Source organism: Escherichia sp. WS568 (assembly GCF_046486085.1).
Lineage (GTDB): Bacteria > Pseudomonadota > Gammaproteobacteria > Enterobacterales > Enterobacteriaceae > Escherichia > Escherichia coli.
In genome coordinates, this window is record NZ_JBJQMC010000001.1 from 437,863 (window position 1) to 454,463 (window position 16,601).

The window sequence follows — 16,601 nt, forward strand, 5'->3', positions numbered from 1 at the left end:
GCGTTTTTTCACGGTTAATTCATGGCGTACTGAAGCCTTATGTTAATTTCTTTGCGGTAACGTAATCCGGAACACATTATGCTTATTGAGATAGTGATACGTAGCACTTCCCCCATGTAATTCGGCAATCGCTTTGACTAAAGAAAGGCCTAGTCCCTGACCTACGGAATGACGCGAATTATCTCCCCGCCAAAATCTACGGAAGAGTTTTTCAGGCTCATGAATTTTCGTTCCAGGACTGGCGACATCAATATTAAGATAGCCGTTGGTATCAAGAAAACTGGTTATATGAATATGCGATTTTTCTGGTGAATATCTAATGGCATTAACAATAAGATTCGATAACATTCGTTGCAGTAAAATTTTATCCGCAAAGATTTGCTGATTGCACTCGACCTTAAAGCAAATCTCTTTCTCGTCTGAAAGGTATTCAAGATAATCCAACAAATTTTCGACTTCCTTATTGAGAGAAAGCGAGTCCAGTTTCACCAAAACATTGTTTTTATCTGCCCGGGCAAGAAACAGTATGTTCTCTGTTAACCGCGAAATATTTTCCAGCTCTTCAATGTTACCGGCAATTGTTTTTTGATATTCAGCGATACTTCTGGTTTGACTGAGCGTAACCTGATTCTGACCCAGTAATGCATTAATGGGCGTTCTAAGTTCATGAGCGAGATCGTCAGCAAATTGACTTAGGCGTTCAAAATCTTTGACTAAGGCTTGATGCATTTTATTCAACGCCTGCCCAAGAGGTTTTAGTTCTCTCGGTAATGCGCTAACCTCAACAGGCTCCCGGCTATCGTTATAATTCAGCGCTTCCGTTACACCACTCAACTTTTTGATCTCTCGTAATCCCGTTCTGATTAACAGCGGACTTAATACTGAGCAAAGTACAATGGCGACAATGCAAATTATAATGCTATTAATTTTATACTGTTCAAGCATGTTATGTCTGGCTGAAGCCAATTTAGCCACAGTAACCGTTAATGATGGCGAAACTTCATCAATATTAATTCGTAAAGCATCTATCTCTGTATCATTAATAATGCTTCTGTAAATGCCAGCTGCGCTGATTGTCTCACTAGCAGGTATGTTATTTAACATGTCATCACTGACATTCGTCCGGTTAACAATTTTATTGATGCCATCACCATGAATGATCAAGATATCCTGACTAACATCCATCATCCGGTTAAAGTACACAGGTAACGTATCTGGATTTACCCCATCAATTAACAACTGCTTGATCTGCGCTGTCCGGTTAATGAGTGTTGTATCATCGCGCCATTTCAACTCACTTGCCAGGCCATTATAGAGAGTCCATACAATTCCAGCGCCAGCAACAGACAGCAGCAATATAAAAAGCAAGGTTAAACGGACGGTTATAGATAATCTTTTCATTATTTTTTTACCGCTACGAATGAATAGCCCATCCCCCGGATTGTGGCGATTAGCTTTTCAGGAAAAGGATCATCAACTTTTGCGCGGAGCCTGCGAATGGCGACATCCACCGTATTGGTATCACTATCAAAGTTGATTCCCCAAATTTCACTCGCAATAACCGTTCTGGGTATAATTTCGCCAGCTCTGGAGGCCAGTAGCCAAAGTAACTGAAACTCCTTGCGCGTCAGTGTAATACTGATATTGTCCCTGCTCACACTTTGACTAACAGAGTCCATTCTTAAACCACTGATTTCTAATGTTGAATTCAAAGCGTGATGTTGCCTTAATTGTGCCCGAACCCTTGCCAGCAACTCAGAAAATGAAAAAGGTTTTACCAGATAATCATTTGCTCCACTGTCCAGCCCTCTGACTCTGTCATCGACAGAATCCCTTGCAGTAAGGCAAATAACAGGGGTTTGCTTTGCTGTTCTTAACGTTTGTAAGATCTGCCAGCCATCCATACCCGGAAGCATAATATCCAGAATGATCAATGCATAATCATCCTTCAACGCAAGATAAAGCCCATCTCTGCCATCAGAAACGGCATCAATGACATAACCCGCTTCGGAAAGCCCCTGTGTTACCCATTCCTGGGTCCTTTGATTATCTTCAATAAGTAAAATCTTCATGAAAATAATATGCCATAAATCATATGTTATAGAAACAGCCTGGTTCATTACAAAATTGTAATGCTGCTGTAAGGTTACCCTGGACGTTTTTTCGCTATCCTCAAAACTCATTCAGATGACAAGGATATAAACATGTTAAAGCGTTATTTAGTACTCTCCGTAGTAACGGCAGCATTTTCATTACCTTCTTTGGTTTATGCCGCACAACAAAACATTCTTAGCGTGCACATTTTGAACCAGCAAACCGGAAAACCCGCTGCTGACGTGACAGTCACTCTTGAAAAGAAGGCGGATAACGGCTGGTTACAACTTAATACCGCCAAAACAGATAAGGATGGACGAATTAAGGCACTGTGGCCCGAGCAAACTGCGACTACTGGCGATTACCGTGTCGTATTTAAAACCGGGGACTATTTCAAGAAACAAAATCTTGAAAGTTTCTTCCCTGAGATCCCCGTTGAATTTCATATTAATAAAGTGAACGAGCATTATCATGTGCCTTTATTACTTAGCCAATATGGGTATTCAACCTATCGTGGCAGTTAATGCATAAATATGTAAAAGCAGATCTCTGCTACTGTTAGGGAGGACACTCCCTGACAGATTAACAGTAAACGGCTCTTGCTGGCTAACGACAAAAAAGTGTGATGGCTTATGAAAAAGAATCAATTTTTAAAAGAATCAGATGTTACGGCCGAGTCGGTATTCTTTATGAAGCGTCGACAGGTGTTAAAAGCACTGGGCATCAGCGCAGCTGCACTTTCTTTGCCTCACGCTGCGCATGCCGATCTGCTTAGCTGGTTTAAAGGGAACGATCGCCCGCCCGCCCCCGCCGGAAAACCGCTGGAGTTCAGCAAGCCTGCCGCCTGGCAAAATAACCTGCCACTGACGCCAGTAGATAAAGTCTCCGGTTATAACAACTTCTATGAATTCGGGCTGGATAAAGCCGATCCCGCCGCTAATGCTGGTAGCCTGAAAACCGATCCATGGACACTGAAAATCAGCGGCGAAGTGGCAAAACCATTGACCCTCGATCACGATGATTTAACCCGTCGCTTCCCGCTGGAAGAGCGTATTTATCGTATGCGCTGCGTGGAAGCGTGGTCGATGGTGGTGCCGTGGATTGGTTTTCCGCTGCACAAATTGCTGGCGCTTGCCGAACCCACCAGCAATGCGAAGTATGTCGCTTTCGAAACAATTTATGCACCGGAACAGATGCCTGGCCAGCAGGACCGCTTTATCGGCGGCGGGCTGAAATATCCTTATGTCGAAGGATTGCGTCTCGACGAAGCAATGCATCCGCTCACACTGATGACCGTGGGTGTTTATGGCAAGGCGTTACCGCCACAAAATGGCGCGCCGGTACGACTGATTGTGCCGTGGAAATATGGCTTTAAAGGGATTAAATCGATAGTCAGTATTAAGCTGACCCGCGAGCGTCCGCCAACCACCTGGAATCTGGCAGCGCCTGACGAATACGGTTTTTACGCCAACGTTAATCCGCATGTTGATCACCCGCGCTGGTCACAGGCTACCGAACGATTTATTGGTTCAGGCGGCATCCTCGATGTTCAGCGCCAGCCAACGCTACTGTTTAATGGTTACGCCGACCAGGTGGCATCGCTGTATCGTGGCCTGGATTTGCGGGAGAATTTCTGAATGCGTCTGACAGCAAAACAGGTGACATGGCTGAAAGTTAGCCTGCATCTTGCCGGATTGTTGCCGTTTCTCTGGCTGGTCTGGGCGATCAATCACGGTGGACTGGGTGCCGATCCGGTGAAAGATATTCAGCATTTTACCGGTCGCACTGCACTGAAATTTTTGCTGGCGACCTTGTTAATCACACCTCTGGCACGCTACGTAAAACAGCCGTTATTGATACGCACTCGCCGCCTGTTAGGCTTATGGTGCTTTGCCTGGGCGACACTGCATTTAACCAGTTACGCATTGCTGGAGCTGGGCGTGAATAATCTGGCGTTATTAGGTAAGGAGTTAATTACCCGGCCTTATTTAACGTTAGGTATTATCAGCTGGGTTATTTTGCTTGCTTTAGCGTTTACTTCAACCCAGGCGATGCAGCGAAAACTCGGCAAGCACTGGCAACAGTTGCATAATTTCGTCTATCTTGTCGCGATCCTGGCCCCAATACATTATCTGTGGTCAGTGAAGATTATTTCACCGCAGCCGCTCATCTACGCTGGGCTGGCTGTACTGCTTTTAGCCTTACGGTATAAGAAGTTGCGTTCCCTTTTTAACCGGTTACGCAAGCAGGTTCACAACAAATTATCTGTATAACTTCATATTGCCGACAAAGTACGCGTTATCCCTGCCGGATGCGGCGCGAGCGCCCTATCCGGCCTACGCAGATCACATCAGGTTATGTTTCGTTTGTCATCAACCTCAAATTATCAACATAATTCATTTTATTTCAATAAGATAGATAAGTATACCTGAGAAAACTATGCTCTCATCTCCTAAGAGTTATTGCATTTTGTCACATGTTACAATATAACATTACACATCATATACAATGACTCTGGAGGAAACTGTTTTGGCGATTCGTCTTCACAAACTGGCTGTTGCTTTAGGTGTCTTTATTGTTAGCGCTCCTGCCTTTTCGCATGGTCATCACTCACACGGCAAACCCTTAACAGAGGTCGAACAAAAAGCTGCTAATGGTGTTTTTGATGATGCCAATGTACAAAACCGAACGCTCAGTGACTGGGATGGAGTCTGGCAATCCGTTTATCCTTTACTGCAAAGTGGCAAACTTGACCCCGTCTTTCAGAAGAAAGCGGATGCAGATAAAACTAAAACATTTGCTGAAATTAAAGATTATTATCACAAAGGTTATGCAACAGATATTGAGATGATTGGCATTGAGGACGGCATTGTTGAATTCCATAGAAATAATGAAACAACATCCTGTAAATATGAGTACGATGGATACAAAATACTCACCTATAAATCAGGCAAGAAAGGCGTTCGTTACTTATTCGAATGTAAAGATCCTGAAAGCAAAGCCCCTAAATATATACAATTTAGCGATCATATAATTGCACCACGAAAATCATCTCATTTTCACATTTTTATGGGTAATGATTCACAGCAATCTTTATTAAATGAAATGGAAAACTGGCCAACGTATTATCCATATCAGTTGAGTAGCGAAGAAGTGGTCGAGGAAATGATGTCTCATTGAGTATTCTCATGATAACGCCTCGATGCCGCTTTAGTAAGTCATCATAACTGCCACTGGTCCATCCACAAACGCCACTGAACGCAAGCTAGCTACAGACATGCTCATCACTATGACGTGTCTGTATATTAATAAGCTAACCCGCATTGAGTTAACCAATAACGGATTCCATACACAATACGGCCAACTGAGAAAGATACCTGTGCTCACGCCATTGCTTATATTGGCTGGTTACAATGTGCACTATCAATTTTTTAAATAACAAATTCTTAAAACCACATCTGTATAAGGAATTTTTAAGGTTCGTGGGATAGCTTGACTGTAAAAATTACAGGAGCTACAAAAATGAACCGATTCTCAAAAACTCAAATTTATTTACATTGGATAACGCTGCTTTTCGTTGCAATAACCTATGCCGCGATGGAACTCCGTGGCTGGTTTCCTAAAGGTAGTAGTACTTATCTGCTGATGCGAGAAACACATTACAATGCGGGTATATTCGTTTGGGTGTTAATGTTTTCACGCCTGATTATAAAACACCGTTATAGTGATCCTTCTATTGTACCACCGCCACCTGCCTGGCAAATGAAAGCGGCTTCGCTAATGCACATCATGCTTTATATAACCTTCCTTGCACTTCCTCTGCTGGGGATTGCTTTGATGGCTTACAGTGGAAAATCGTGGAGTTTCCTTGGTTTCAATGTGTCTCCCTTTGTTACCCCAAACAGCGAAATTAAAGCACTGATAAAAAATATTCACGAAACCTGGGCGAATATAGGTTACTTTTTAATCGCAGCTCACGCTGGCGCAGCACTCTTTCATCACTACATTCAGAAAGATAATACTCTGTTACGAATGATGCCTCGCCGCAAATAAGTCGATCCCCTGACAAGGAAATGTGAACCATGGACATCAACGCGTCATAAATGTTTACGCAAGTGCACAATGCACCCTTTCCACTATCAACAAGGAGGAGCAGAAACTGTGTAAATCGTACAATGGTAAGACTTATCAAAAATACAGGTTAATTTTGGTATTTAAACCTTTTTTACTTGTTAGTATGATACAAAGGCTTTCAAAAAAGCTGGGAAATTCAACAACTCTTGGAAATTATGGACTTTGTCCCGCGGCTTTAATCTGACGGCCGCGTTCCTTTTTTGACTCAATTATTGACCCCTTCTCTACGCAACTTCAGTTCCCACCACCAACTTTGCGGCAGTTTCATAGGATGAATGTCTAAAAGAATAATGGTGACCGATAAGAAAACGACTGAATAACTGCACATTTTCGCTCGAAAGCTTCCTGTCAGATCCATAGCGGATCAAGTGCTGAATGTCACAGTATCGAACAGAAAACAGTGACGATCTAACCCTTCAAGAATATTCTACGATTGTTCTGTTTAGGAAAAGCAAGGCGGGAAGTCAGGAGATAAGTCATTGATAAAGTGGCGGAGAGAGGGGGATTTGAACCCCCGGTAGAGTTGCCCCTACTCCGGTTTTCGAGACCGGTCCGTTCAGCCGCTCCGGCATCTCTCCGTTCAGATGGTTGCCATGATGCCAGGAAATTTGGCATTTTAACAGTCCCTGTCCGTGCAATTTTGTTCAAGTGACGAGTTTGCGAGCAAAACGATGATTAAGTGGCCCTGGAAAGTACAAGAATCAGCACATCAAACTGCCCTTCCCTGGCAGGAAGCACTATCGATCCCCCTTTTAACGTGTCTGACGGAACAGGAACAAAGCAAATTAGTCACTCTTGCCGAACGTTTTTTACAGCAAAAGCGGCTTGTTCCTTTACAGGGCTTTGAACTGGATTCATTAAGAAGCTGCCGGATAGCACTTCTATTTTGCCTACCCGTTCTGGAGTTAGGACTGGAATGGCTGGATGGTTTTCATGAAGTCTTAATTTATCCTGCGCCATTTGTGGTCGATGATGAATGGGAAGACGATATCGGTCTGGTGCATAACCAACGTATTGTTCAGTCAGGTCAGAGCTGGCAGCAAGGGCCTATCGTTTTGAACTGGTTGGATATACAAGATTCTTTTGATGCTTCTGGTTTTAACCTGATTATTCATGAAGTCGCTCATAAGCTGGACACCCGTAACGGCGATCGCGCCAGCGGAGTTCCCTTTATTCCGTTGCGTGAGGTTGCTGGCTGGGAACACGATCTTCATGCTGCAATGAACAACATTCAGGAAGAAATCGAATTGGTTGGCGACAATGCGGCGAGCATTGATGCTTATGCTGCCAGTGATCCTGCTGAATGTTTTGCCGTACTTTCTGAATATTTCTTTAGCGCCCCAGAACTTTTTGCTCCTCGTTTCCCTTCATTGTGGCAACGTTTCTGCCAATTTTATCAACAAGATCCTTTGCAGAGACTGCATCGCACTAATGATACAGACTCGTTTTCGGCGACGAATGTTCATTAATTAACAACTTTGCAGATTAATTAACCAATTGAAATGACTTATGAAATTTAGTGTTGACAGACAAGGTACCGCTAAGTAATATGCGCCCCGTTCACACGATTCCTCTGTAGTTCAGTCGGTAGAACGGCGGACTGTTAATCCGTATGTCACTGGTTCGAGTCCAGTCAGAGGAGCCAAATTCTAAAAATTCGCTTTTTTAGCGCAATGTCACTGACCTTAGTTGAACATTGCTTTTTAACGGATAGCGGTTTTTTAACATCTTAAGCGCCCTCGACCTTTATGGTTGAGGGCGTTTTGCTATGAACGCCATCACCATTTTCCCCTCGATTATAAAACTTGAGTTATTCAGTAGTCTCCCCTCTTGCAACTCACACCCAAAACTGCCTAACGAAAAGTTATTAATTTTCAATCATATTGCTATCAGGATTTACATTTTTTCGCTGTGCTAGAAAGGGCGCATTTATGTTAGCTCGTTCAGGGAAGGTAAGCATGGCTACGAAGAAGAGAAGTGGAGAAGAAATAAATGACCGACAAATCTTATGCGGGATGGGAATTAAACTACGCCGCTTAACTGCGGGTATCTGCCTGATAACTCAACTTGCGTTCCCTATGGCTGCGGCAGCACAAGGTGTGGTAAACACCGCAACCCAACAACCAGTTCCTGCACAAATTGCCATTGCAAATGCCAATACGGTGCCCTACACCCTTGGAGCGCTGGAATCGGCCCAAAGCGTTGCCGAACGTTTCGGTATTTCGGTGGCTGAGTTACGCAAACTCAACCAGTTTCGTACGTTTGCTCGAGGTTTTGATAATGTCCGCCAGGGTGATGAACTGGATGTCCCGGCACAAGTTAGTGAAAATAATTTAACCCCGCCACCGGGTAATAGCAGTGGCAACCTTGAGCAACAGATAGCCAGTACTTCACAGCCAATCGGGTCTCTGCTCGCCGAAGATATGAACAGCGAGCAAGCGGCAAATATGGCGCGTGGATGGGCCTCTTCTCAGGCTTCAGGCGCAATGACAGACTGGTTAAGCCGCTTCGGTACCGCAAGAATCACGCTGGGCGTGGATGAAGATTTTAGCCTGAAGAACTCCCAGTTCGATTTTCTCCATCCGTGGTATGAAACGCCTGATAATCTCTTTTTCAGTCAGCATACTCTCCATCGTACTGACGAGCGTACGCAGATTAACAACGGCTTAGGTTGGCGTCATTTCACTCCCACATGGATGTCGGGCATCAACTTCTTTTTCGACCACGATCTTAGCCGTTACCACTCCCGCGCCGGCATTGGCGCGGAGTACTGGCGCGACTATCTAAAATTAAGCAGTAACGGCTATTTGCCACTGACCAACTGGCGCAGCGCACCTGAGCTGGACAACGATTATGAAGCCCGCCCGGCCAATGGCTGGGATGTACGCGCAGAAGGCTGGCTACCCGCCTGGCCGCACCTTGGCGGTAAACTGGTCTATGAACAGTATTATGGCGATGAAGTGGCCCTGTTCGATAAAGACGATCGGCAAAGTAATCCTCATACCATAACCGCTGGACTTAACTATACCCCCTTCCCGCTGATGACCTTCAGCGCGGAGCAACGCCAGGGTAAACAGGGCGAAAATGACACCCGTTTTGCCGTCGATTTTACCTGGCAACCTGGCAGCGCAATGCAGAAACAGCTTGACCCGAACGAAGTCGCTGCACGGCGTAGCCTTGCAGGCAGCCGTTATGATCTGGTGGATCGCAACAACAACATCGTTCTGGAATACCGCAAAAAAGAACTGGTTCGCCTGACCCTGACAGACCCCGTGACAGGGAAGTCAGGAGAAGTGAAATCATTGGTTTCGTCGCTACAAACCAAATATGCCCTGAAAGGCTATAACGTCGAAGCCACCGCTCTGGAAGCTGCCGGTGGCAAAGTGGTCACAACGGGTAAAGATATTCTGGTTACCCTGCCGGCTTACCGGTTCACCAGTACGCCAGAAACCGATAACACCTGGCCGATTGAAGTCACCGCTGAAGATGTCAAAGGCAATTTGTCGAATCGTGAACAAAGCATGGTGGTCGTTCAGGCACCTACGCTAAGCCAGAAAGATTCCTCGGTATCGTTAAGTACCCAAACATTGAGCGCGGATTCCCATTCAACCGCCACACTGACTTTTATTGCTCATGATGCAGCAGGTAATCCTGTTATCGGGCTGGTGCTTTCGACGCGTCACGAAGGAGTTCAGGACATCACCCTTTCTGAATGGAAAGATAATGGTGACGGAAGCTATACCCAGATCCTGACCACAGGAGCGATGTCTGGCACGCTGACGCTGATGCCACAGCTGAATGGTGTGGATGCGGCTAAAGCCCCCGCCGTGGTGAATATCATTTCTATTTCGTCATCCCGAACTCACTCGTCAATTAAAATTGATAAAGACCGTTATCTCTCCGGCAATCCTATCGAGGTGACGGTAGAACTGAGAGATGAAAATGACAAACCTGTTAAGGAGCAAAAACAGCAACTGAATAACGCAGTCAGCATCGACAACGTGAAACCTGGTGTCACTACAGACTGGAAAGAAACCGCAGATGGCGTCTATAAGGCAACCTATACCGCCTATACCAAAGGCAGTGGGCTTACTGCGAAGCTATTAATGCAAAACTGGAATGAAGATTTGCATACCGCTGGTTTTATCATCGACGCCAACCCGCAGTCAGCAAAAATTGCGACATTATCTGCCAGCAATAATGGTGTGCTCGCCAATGAGAATGCAGCAAACACCGTCTCGGTCAATGTCGCTGATGAAGGAAGCAACCCAATCAATGATCATACCGTCACGTTTGCGGTATTAAGCGGATCGGCAACTTCCTTCAACAATCAAAACACCGCAAAAACGGATGTTAATGGTCTGGCGACTTTTGATCTGAAAAGTAGTAAGCAGGAAGACAACACGGTTGAAGTCACCCTTGAAAATGGCGTGAAACAAACGTTAATCGTCAGTTTTGTCGGCGACTCGAGTACCGCGCAGGTTGAGCTGCAGAAGTCGAAAAATGAAGTGGTCGCTGACGGCAATGATAGCGCCACAATGACCGCGACAGTCCGGGATGCAAAAGGCAACCTGCTCAATGACGTCAAGGTCACTTTCAATGTTAATTCAGCAGAGGCGAAACTGAGCCAAACAGAAGTGAATAGCCACGACGGGATCGCCACAGCTACGCTGACCAGTTTGAAAAATGGTGATTATAGGGTTACGGCCTCTGTGAGCTCTGGTTCTCAGGCTAATCAACAGGTGATTTTTATCGGTGATCAAAGTACTGCTGCCCTGACCCTCAGTGTGCCTTCAGGTGATATCACCGTCACCAACACAGCTCCGCTACATATGACTGCAACCTTGCAGGATAAAAATGGCAACCCATTAAAAGATAAAGAAATCACCTTCTCTGTGCCAAACGACGTCGCAAGTCGGTTCTCGATTAGCAACAGCGGAAAAGGCATGACGGATAGCAACGGGACTGCAATCGCCTCCCTGACCGGCACGTTAGCGGGCACGCATATGATCACGGCTCGTCTGGCTAACAGCAATGTCAGCGATACACAGCCAATGACGTTTGTGGCGGATAAAGACAGAGCGGTTGTCGTTCTGCAAACATCGAAAGCGGAAATCATTGGGAATGGCGTGGATGAGACAACTCTGACAGCAACAGTGAAAGATCCGTCGAATCATCCGGTGGCGGGAATAACGGTGAACTTCACCATGCCACAGGGCGTGGCGGCAAACTTTACCCTCGAAAATAACGGCATTGCCATCACCCAAGCCAATGGGGAAGCGCATGTCACGCTCAAAGGTAAAAAAGCGGGTACACATACGGTTACCGCAACGCTGGGTAATAACAATACCAGTGATTCGCAGCCGGTAACATTTGTGGCGGACAAAACCTCGGCTCAGGTTGTCCTGCAGATGTCAAAAGATGAGATCACAGGTAATGGCGTCGATAACGCAACGCTAACTGCAACGGTTAAAGATCAGTTCGACAATGAGGTGAATAATCTTCCGGTAACATTCAGCTCAGCCTCTTCAGGACTCACCCTGACCCCGGGAGTAAGTAATACCAATGAGTCTGGCATCGCGCAGGCCACTCTCGCAGGCGTTGCCTTTGGTGAGCAGACGGTCACTGCATCACTGGCTAATAATGGTGCCAGCGACAACAAAACTGTGCATTTTATTGGCGACACAGCAGCGGCAAAAATTATCGAGTTGACGCCTGTCCCAGACAGCATAATCGCCGGTACCCCGCAGAACAGCTCCGGCAGCGTCATCACCGCCACAGTCGTTGATAATAATGGCTTTCCGGTGAAAGGTGTGACTGTGAACTTCACCAGCAGAACAAACTCTGCCGAAATGACGAATGGCGGCCAAGCCGTAACGAACGAACAGGGTAAGGCTACCGTCACTTATACCAATACCCGCTCCTCGATAGAATCAGGAGCGAGACCGGATACCGTTGAGGCCAGTCTGGAAAATGGTAGCTCCACGCTTAGCACATCAATTAATGTCAACGCTGATGCGTCTACGGCACATCTCACCTTGCTACAGGCACTTTTTGATACAGTCTCCGCAGGCGACACTACCAATCTGTATATTGAGGTGAAGGATAATTACGGCAACGGTGTACCCCAGCAGGAGGTAACCCTCAGAGTATCACCAAGTGAAGGCGTGACCCCCAGTAATAACGCTATATATACTACCAACCACGACGGCAATTTTTACGCAAGCTTTACCGCTACAAAAGCCGGGGTTTATCAAGTGACGGCAACCCTCGAAAATGGCGATTCGATGCAACAAACAGTGACCTATGTGCCGAACGTCGCGAATGCCGAAATCACGCTGGCAGCCTCGAAGGATCCGTTGATTGCCGACAATAACGATCTCACGACACTAACAGCAACAGTCGCTGATACAGAGGGCAATGCGATAGCCAACACTGAAGTAACATTTACTCTGCCGGAAGATGTGAAGGCGAACTTCACGCTGAGCGATGGCGGTAAAGCGATTACTGATGCTGAAGGCAAAGCGAAAGTCACGCTGAAAGGTACAAAAGCAGGCGCTCATACTGTTACAGCATCGATGACTGGCGGTAAGAGTGAGCAGTTGGTGGTGAACTTTATTGCGGATACGCTCAGTGCGCAGGTTAATCTTAACGTTACCGAGGACAACTTTATCGCCAATAACGTTGGGATGACCACACTTCAGGCAACAGTGACTGATGGAAACGGCAACCCGTTAGCCAATGAGGCGGTGACATTCACGCTACCGGCAGACGTGAGCGCAAGCTTCACTCTCGGACAAGGCGGTTCCGCCATTACTGATATCAACGGCAAGGCTGAAGTTACACTGAGCGGTACAAAATCCGGCACCTACCCCGTGACAGTTAGCGTGAACAATTATGGTGTCAGTGATACGAAACAGGTGACTTTGATTGCCGATGCTGGTACCGCAACACTAGCCTCCTTAACCTCTGTATACTCATTCGTCGTCAGCACGACCGAGGGCGCGACCATGACTGCAAGCGTCACTGACGCTAACGGCAACCCGGTAGAAGGCATAAAAGTTAATTTCCGCGGAACCTCCGTCACGCTAAGCAGCACCAGCGTTGAAACGGATGATCAGGGTTTCGCTGAAATTCTTGTGACAAGCACCGAAGTCGGACTGAAAACAGTTTCAGCCTCTCTGGCAGATAAACCTACTGAAGTCATATCGCGATTACTGAATGCAAAAGCAGATATTAATTCTGCAACGATTACCAGTCTGGAGATACCTGAAGGTCAGCTAATGGTCGCACAAGACGTAGCAGTTAAAGCTCACGTCAACGACCAGTTTGGCAACCCGATTCTTAATGAATCTGTAACATTCAGTGCAGAGCCACCAGAGCACATGACCATCAGCCAAAATATTGTCTCTACTGATACGCATGGTATAGCCGAGGTCTCCATGACGCCCGAAAGAAACGGTTCGTATATGGTGAAAGCATCCCTGGCGAATGGAGCCTCACTTGAGAAACAACTGGAGGCTATTGATGAAAAACTGACACTCACGGCGTCCAGTCCGCTTATCGGTGTCTATGCCCCTACAGGCACTACTCTGACGGCAACGCTAACCTCTGCAAATGGCACTCCAGTGGAGGGTCAGGTCATCAACTTTAGCGTAACGCCAGAAGGGGCGACGTTAAGTGGCGGAAAAGTGAGAACTAACTCTTCAGGTCAGGCTCCGGTCGTTCTGACCAGCAATAAAGTCGGTACATATACGGTGACTGCATCGTTCCATAACGGCGTAACAATACAGACACAGACAACCGTGAAAGTCACTGGCAACTCAAGCACCGCACATGTTGCTAGCTTTATCGCTGATCCATCGACTATCGCCGCCACCAACAGTGATTTAAGTACCTTAAAGGCAACGGTTGAGGATGGCAGTGGTAACCTGATCGAAGGTCTCACTGTGTACTTCGCCTTAAAAAGCGGCTCTGCCACATTAACGTCATTAACAGCGGTGACCGATCAAAACGGAATCGCGACAACAAGCGTGAAAGGAGCGATGACAGGTAGCGTCACGGTAAGCGCAGTCACGACCGCTGGTGGAATGCAAACAGTAGATATAACGCTGGTGGCTGGCCCGGCAGACACCTCGCAGTCCGTCCTTAAGAGCAATCGGTCATCACTGAAAGGGGACTATACCGATAGTGCTGAATTACGTCTTGTTCTGCACGATATATCAGGCAATCCGATCAAAGTTTCTGAAGGGATGGAATTTGTGCAATCAGGTACTAACGTGCCCTATATAAAAATTAGCGCAATTGATTACAGTCTAAATATCAACGGTGATTACAAAGCCACTGTTACAAGCGGCGGAGAGGGTATCGCAACGCTGATCCCTGTATTGAATGGTGTTCATCAAGCTGGTCTGAGTACCACAATACAATTCACTCGCGCAGAAGACAAAATAATGAGCGGTACAGTATCAGTCAATGGTACTGACCTACCGACAACTACATTCCCTTCGCAGGGGTTCACCGGGGCGTATTATCAGTTGAATAATGACAACTTTGCCCCAGGAAAAACGGCGGCTGATTATGAGTTTTCAAGCTCTGCCTCCTGGGTCGATGTTGATGCTACCGGTAAAGTGACATTTAAAAATGTCGGCAGCAATTGGGAAAGGATTACGGCGACGCCAAAATCAGGAGGCCCTAGCTATGTATACGAAATCCGTGTGAAGAGTTGGTGGGTGAACGCCGGCGAGGCTTTCATGATATACAGCCTTGCTGAAAATTTTTGCAGCAGCAATGGCTACACGCTCCCCAGAGCAAACTATTTAAACCACAGTAGTTCCCGAGGCATCGGGTCACTGTACAGTGAATGGGGAGATATGGGGCATTACACGACTGACGCTGGTTTTCAATCAAATATGTATTGGTCATCTAGTCCCGCAAACTCAAGCGAACAATACGTAGTTTCCCTGGCAACAGGTGATCAAAGCGTATTTGAAAAGCTTGGGTTTGCTTATGCGACATGTTATAAAAACCTGTGATTTTCCGTTATAATTTCTTAAAGAGTGCTCCATTCGGAGCACTCTTTTTTACATTCCCTCTATAGAGCTTGCCCTTCTCTCACAGAAAATGAATAAATAAAACTGCTGCACCGCAAGAATCGCGTTCGATGTGACTATGATCGTATCCGGTGAGTACAGCTTTGATCCAAAGGCTGGTTTTCTGTGATGATTGACCAGCCTCAGAGTATTGATGACACCACCGTTCATAACAGATCGGCATTACTATGCATAAGTACTGTCTCATATTCTCGCCAAAACACTTTTTAATGCCTTTGCGAATTCATCCAGACTTATATTGTCAATTTTTTGCCCAACGACGACTGACTCCGAAACATCGGCCATTGCGGGCCATCGCGTTTTGTAATCAGCATAAATTGCAACAACGGGAGTATTATAGGCACTTGCCATATGTAATATTGAGGTGTCAGGAGTTATTGCGATATAAGCATCTTTTATGATTGCTGCTGAACGTTTAATCGAGGGTGATAAGGATAAACGGTAGACATTATTATAACAATCCACTAATACCCTGGCTTTATCTTCCCCTTTTGGTCCATGAACGATCACTATTGGTATATCTGTTTCACTTTGAATTTTTGCTATTAGATTTTCTGCAATCGATAATGAAAATGTACGTTCCTGCGAGCTACCTTCTAAATTAAGCGCAATGTAAGATCCTAACGATCGCATTTCCTCGCGCACCTCATCGAGTACATCCTCACTTAGTGGCAATTCATATATTGGCCTGACTGCTGGAAAACCCGCCTCACGCATCATAAATGCCCATGTCATGGGTACAGGAGCCCGGAGATTCTGATCCATCCGGGACGCGTTCTTGCACAAAGGGGAGTAGCACTTCATGGTTAAACCAACAACCTGAAAATTCGTTTTTGCTTTCAACTGACTGATAAATATCATCGTTTTCAGGTTCTTTTTACGCATCGCCTCTATACAAAGATCCGGCGTACCGTATTTCTGTGTTATGTTCTTTGCTAAATCTTTTATTTCTTTTAATGTTGCGTGATCCTGCATAGTCATTGTGACTAATGTTAATTTAGTCTTTTCAAGTTTAAGTGCATTAAACACTTCTAAATTAATTGTCGACGTAACAATTAAAAGATGCTTAATTTTATGCAATTCAAGCGCCCGAATAACAGGAAAGATGGCCATAGCATCGCCAATCTGGTCGGGAATATGGATGACAACAAAGTCTGTTTTTTCAATATTGAAATTATAAGCTTTATAATCGTAGTAACTAAATGCAATACGTCTCAACAATGATGCTAAAAACATACCTAACCTCGCCTCCCTACTGGT

At 45.8% G+C, this 16,601-nt stretch carries 10 protein-coding genes and 2 tRNA genes; 8 read left to right on the forward strand and 4 right to left on the reverse strand.

All coding sequences use genetic code 11. The features are described from left to right. Positions 1-42: 42 nt before the first annotated feature. Together hprS and hprR are read right to left on the reverse strand one after the other, a co-directional pair. Complete coding sequence (gene hprS / locus ACJHWR_RS02230) at positions 43-1,401, reverse strand: two-component system sensor histidine kinase HprS (protein WP_000826742.1); 1,359 nt, start codon at positions 1,399-1,401, stop codon at positions 43-45. Continuing rightward, positions 1,401-2,072 carry a response regulator transcription factor HprR gene (gene hprR / locus ACJHWR_RS02235; RefSeq protein WP_001339045.1) on the reverse strand — a complete coding sequence of 224 codons (672 nt, stop codon included), beginning with the start codon at positions 2,070-2,072 and terminating at the stop codon, positions 1,401-1,403. Before hprR ends, hprS begins: the two co-directional genes overlap by 1 nt. A 132-nt stretch (positions 2,073-2,204) precedes the next feature. Between hprR and hiuH the strand changes: the two genes are divergently transcribed. The 5 genes from hiuH (at position 2,205) to ACJHWR_RS02260 (ending at position 6,147) form a co-directional block, all read left to right on the forward strand. Further along, positions 2,205-2,618 carry a hydroxyisourate hydrolase gene (gene hiuH, locus ACJHWR_RS02240; protein ID WP_000920132.1) on the forward strand — a complete coding sequence of 138 codons (414 nt, stop codon included), beginning with the start codon at positions 2,205-2,207 and terminating at the stop codon, positions 2,616-2,618. Between the two features lie 108 nt (positions 2,619-2,726). After that, positions 2,727-3,731: a protein-methionine-sulfoxide reductase catalytic subunit MsrP gene (gene msrP / locus ACJHWR_RS02245; RefSeq protein ID WP_000740100.1), complete on the forward strand. Its 1,005-nt coding sequence runs from the start codon at positions 2,727-2,729 to the stop codon at positions 3,729-3,731. After that, the gene (msrQ, locus tag ACJHWR_RS02250) at positions 3,732-4,367 is read left to right on the forward strand and encodes a protein-methionine-sulfoxide reductase heme-binding subunit MsrQ (protein WP_001241112.1); all 636 of its coding nucleotides are present in this window, start codon (positions 3,732-3,734) and stop codon (positions 4,365-4,367) included. 256 nt (positions 4,368-4,623) lie between these two features. Continuing rightward, positions 4,624-5,274: a metal-binding protein ZinT gene (zinT, locus tag ACJHWR_RS02255; protein WP_001007763.1), complete on the forward strand. Its 651-nt coding sequence runs from the start codon at positions 4,624-4,626 to the stop codon at positions 5,272-5,274. Between the two features lie 342 nt (positions 5,275-5,616). Further along, positions 5,617-6,147 carry a cytochrome b gene (locus ACJHWR_RS02260; RefSeq protein WP_001079074.1) on the forward strand — a complete coding sequence of 177 codons (531 nt, stop codon included), beginning with the start codon at positions 5,617-5,619 and terminating at the stop codon, positions 6,145-6,147. Between the two features lie 569 nt (positions 6,148-6,716). Here the strand turns inward: ACJHWR_RS02260 and ACJHWR_RS02265 are convergent. Then, a tRNA-Ser gene (locus tag ACJHWR_RS02265) sits at positions 6,717-6,806 on the reverse strand. 93 nt (positions 6,807-6,899) lie between these two features. On the opposite strand from ACJHWR_RS02265, the gene mtfA reads away from it, so the two are divergent. The 3 genes from mtfA (at position 6,900) to yeeJ (ending at position 15,263) form a co-directional block, all read left to right on the forward strand. After that, the gene (mtfA, locus tag ACJHWR_RS02270) at positions 6,900-7,697 is read left to right on the forward strand and encodes a DgsA anti-repressor MtfA (RefSeq protein WP_012311782.1); all 798 of its coding nucleotides are present in this window, start codon (positions 6,900-6,902) and stop codon (positions 7,695-7,697) included. A 100-nt stretch (positions 7,698-7,797) separates the two neighbouring features. Then, positions 7,798-7,873: transfer RNA gene (locus tag ACJHWR_RS02275), tRNA-Asn, on the forward strand. Between the two features lie 313 nt (positions 7,874-8,186). Beyond that, entirely contained in the window at positions 8,187-15,263 is a 7,077-nt protein-coding gene (gene yeeJ, locus ACJHWR_RS02280) for an inverse autotransporter adhesin YeeJ (RefSeq protein ID WP_012311680.1), read from the forward strand. A gap of 261 nt (positions 15,264-15,524) precedes the next feature. Here yeeJ and ACJHWR_RS02285 read toward each other — a convergent pair whose 3' ends face one another. Continuing rightward, a complete protein-coding gene (locus tag ACJHWR_RS02285) occupies positions 15,525-16,577 on the reverse strand; it encodes a glycosyltransferase family 9 protein (RefSeq protein WP_000477878.1) in 1,053 nt (350 codons plus the stop codon). Between the last annotated feature and the right edge of the window lie 24 nt (positions 16,578-16,601).

Excerpts from the sequence above, each read along its gene's own strand:
- ACJHWR_RS02260 (WP_001079074.1), top strand. The coding sequence starts at position 5,617 with ATGAACCGATTCTCAAAAACTCAAATTTATTTACATTGGATAACGCTG.
- msrQ (WP_001241112.1), top strand. The coding sequence starts at position 3,732 with ATGCGTCTGACAGCAAAACAGGTGACATGGCTGAAAGTTAGCCTGCAT.
- yeeJ (WP_012311680.1), top strand. The coding sequence starts at position 8,187 with ATGGCTACGAAGAAGAGAAGTGGAGAAGAAATAAATGACCGACAAATC.
- ACJHWR_RS02285 (WP_000477878.1), bottom strand. The coding sequence starts at position 16,577 with ATGTTTTTAGCATCATTGTTGAGACGTATTGCATTTAGTTACTACGAT.
- hprS (WP_000826742.1), bottom strand. The coding sequence starts at position 1,401 with ATGAAAAGATTATCTATAACCGTCCGTTTAACCTTGCTTTTTATATTG.
- hiuH (WP_000920132.1), top strand. The coding sequence starts at position 2,205 with ATGTTAAAGCGTTATTTAGTACTCTCCGTAGTAACGGCAGCATTTTCA.
- msrP (WP_000740100.1), top strand. The coding sequence starts at position 2,727 with ATGAAAAAGAATCAATTTTTAAAAGAATCAGATGTTACGGCCGAGTCG.
- mtfA (WP_012311782.1), top strand. The coding sequence starts at position 6,900 with ATGATTAAGTGGCCCTGGAAAGTACAAGAATCAGCACATCAAACTGCC.
- hprR (WP_001339045.1), bottom strand. The coding sequence starts at position 2,072 with ATGAAGATTTTACTTATTGAAGATAATCAAAGGACCCAGGAATGGGTA.